We start from the raw sequence: 2,840 nt of genomic DNA, 5'->3' as shown, positions 1-2,840 counted from the left end.
GCGTCGGGACGCACACGCATGATCGACGAGGCGTCGACGTACGTCTGCTTGTGTTCGGTGATGCGCTTCTTCACCACGAACTTCTGCAGGAAGGCGATGAACTCCTTGCGGCCCGAGCCTCGTGCCGACACCCAGTCGTAACGGCCATAGATCGGCACCGCGGCCACCACCGAGGTGTCGACGTCCTCGAATCCCGGCTGCCACTGGGGATCGTCGGGCGTCAGCGCGGCCAGCGAGGACAGGTGTCCACCGGCCGAGCCGCCAGTGATCGCGACGAAGTCGGGATCGCCGCCGTAGTCGGCGATGTTCTCCTTGACCCACGCCAGCGCGCGTTTGACGTCGACGATGTGCGCCGGCCAGGTGTTCCGGGGGCTCACCCGGTAGTCGATCGACACGCACACCCAGCCCCGCTCCGACATGTAGCTCAGCAGGGGATAGGCCTGCGGTCTGCGCATGCCGATCGCCCATGCCCCGCCCGGCACCTGCAGCAACACGGGCGCCTTCCCATCGCACGGCAGGTCGGCTCGTCGCCAGATGTCGGCGCGGTTGACGCGGCCGTGCGGACCGTACTGGACGGTGTTGGCCTTCTCGACGTAGCGCCGACGCAACAACTCGTTCGGGGGTATGCCGATTCCGACCCTCCGGTGCCGCCGCACAGGCTGCGACAACGAGGCCACCCGGTCGTAGTCGTCGCCCAGCGCCTCGCGCAACGGCTCCTCGAAGAACCGCTTCGACGTCACGTTGCGGTACATGATCACGCCGAGCAGCGCCCACGCGATCGCCGTGAGCGTCAAGGCGATTCGGCCCCGCGCACCGCGGAAGTCGCCCCGCAGGCCGCGCCGCACGGCGTCGAGCACCGAACCGCCCAGATACAGCGGGGCGGCCTCGGTGGTCGGCCATCCGAAGGCGAAGACCGGCAGGGTGATGTAACCCTCGCGGGCGAGCGGCTGCACACCGTTGGCGGCGTTGGCGAGTTCGGCCACTGCGCGCAGCAGCGGGAAACGACGTTTACTCATCGACGTCCGTCATATCCGCCGGATGTGTCTCCGAAACCATCCTCAGCCCAGGATCGGCAGGCGTCGTTCGGTGGCGAGTTCGTCGAGGGCTCGCTGCATCACCTGACGCACGTGTGCGTCGACTTCGTCGATGTCGGGGTCCTCGCCGAATTCGGCGACGATGTCGATGGGCGGCAGCACCTGCATGACGATCTTGGAAGGCAGCGGAATGTTGGGCGGGACCACAAGCGACAGGCCGAACGGGAAGCCGAACGAGATCGGCACGATCTTCGCCCGGGCCAGGCGCGCGATCGGGCCGAGGCGCTTGGCCAGCCAGGTGCCGCGCGACAGGAAGATCTGCGTCTCCTGGCCGCCGATGCCGACCGTCGGCACGATCGGCACGCCGGCGTTCAGCGCGGCCTTCACATAACCGGTGCGTCCGCCGAAATCGATGACGTTCTCCGCGAACGTGGGCCGGTAGACATCGTAGTCACCGCCCGGGAAGACGATCACCAGGCCGCCGGAGCGCAGCGCGCGGTCCGCGTTCTCGTGGTTGGCGCTGATGTAGCCGATCTTGCGGAAGAACTCGCCGGTCGGTCCCACCATCAGCATGTCGTGGCTGAGCGTGTAGATCGGCCGGTCGTAACCGTGGTGTTCGTAAAAGTCCGCCGCAAGGATCGGCACGTCCATGGGCAGCATGCCCCCGGAGTGGTTCGACACAACCAGGGCACCGCCTGCCGGGATGTTCTCCAGGCCGCGCACCTCGGACCGGAAGTACCGCTTGAGGAACGGGCGCGTGATGGCGAAGAAGCGTTCGGTCAGCCCCGGGTCCCACTTGGTGAGCTGCGACGCCTCGGTGTCGGCGGTGGCCACCGGACCCCCTCTGATCGAAAACTGAAACGTGTTCTAGTTTAGCCGAGCGGCGCTGTGCAGGACAAATGGCAGGCGTTTGCCCCTCTGCGGGTGCGGCTACCTTATCCGCATGGACGGCCGCGACCTACTTGCGGACCGCTACGAACTACGAGGTGTACTCGGTCGCGGCGGGATGGCCGAGGTCCGCGACGGGTGGGACACCCGACTGCATCGGCCGGTGGCGATCAAGCTGATGTATCCCGCGTTCAACGCCGACGCCGGCATGCGGCGGCGGTTCGAGGGAGAAGCCCGCGCCGCCGCGGCTCTGAACCACCCGAACATCGTGGCGGTCCACGACTCCGGCGAGCACGACGGCAGCCCGTTCATCGTCATGGAACGCCTGCCCGGGCGGACGCTTCAGGACGACATCCACGCCGGGCCGATGCCGCCGCAGCGCGTCCGCTCGATGCTGCAAGACGTGCTCGGCGCACTGGCCTGTGCGCACGCCGCGGGCGTCGTCCACCGCGACATCAAGCCGGGAAACGTGCTCATCGCCCCGAACAGCGGCGCGATGAAGGTCGCCGACTTCGGCATCGCCAAGACCGCCGGCTCGGCACTCACCGCCACGGGGCAGATCGTCGGCACGATGGCCTACATGAGCCCGGAGCGGGTCGCCGGGGCGCCGGCGTCGGTGGCCGACGATCTCTACGCGGTCGGCGTGATGGGTTATGAGGCGCTGACGGGTCGGCGGCCCTTCCCGCAGGAGAACCCCGCCGCGCTGCTGCGCGCCATCCTCGACGCACCGCCGCCTCCGATCAGCGCGATCCGGCCGGACGTCGACCCCGCACTGGCCGCGACGATCGATCGGGCCATGGCCCGCGATGTGACCCAGCGGTTCGGCAGCGCCGACCACATGCGGGCCGCGCTGAGCGGCGCCCCCTCCGCGCTGCTGATGGGGCCGGCACCCGCAGCGTCGCCACGACCCGCGACGAA

The 2,840-nt window shown here is 68.6% G+C and carries 3 protein-coding genes; 1 reads left to right on the top strand and 2 read right to left on the bottom strand.

The features are described 5' to 3' along the window. Together A5698_RS03375 and A5698_RS03370 are read right to left on the bottom strand one after the other, a co-directional pair. A partial coding sequence (locus A5698_RS03375; protein WP_068293332.1) for an alpha/beta hydrolase occupies positions 1 to 1,016 on the bottom strand: 1,016 nt, incomplete at its 3' end. A gap of 42 nt (positions 1,017 to 1,058) precedes the next feature. Then, complete coding sequence (locus tag A5698_RS03370; protein WP_068293329.1) at positions 1,059 to 1,868, bottom strand: lysophospholipid acyltransferase family protein; 810 nt, start codon at positions 1,866 to 1,868, stop codon at positions 1,059 to 1,061. A 109-nt stretch (positions 1,869 to 1,977) separates the two neighbouring features. Between A5698_RS03370 and A5698_RS03365 the strand changes: the two genes are divergently transcribed. Further along, positions 1,978 to 2,840: serine/threonine-protein kinase (locus A5698_RS03365; protein WP_068293324.1), on the top strand; the 863-nt coding region annotated here is incomplete at its 3' end.

This window comes from Mycobacterium sp. E136 (genome assembly GCF_001666865.1).
Taxonomy (GTDB): Bacteria; Actinomycetota; Actinomycetes; order Mycobacteriales; family Mycobacteriaceae; genus Mycobacterium.
This window is presented reverse-complemented; position numbering and strand designations above follow the sequence as displayed.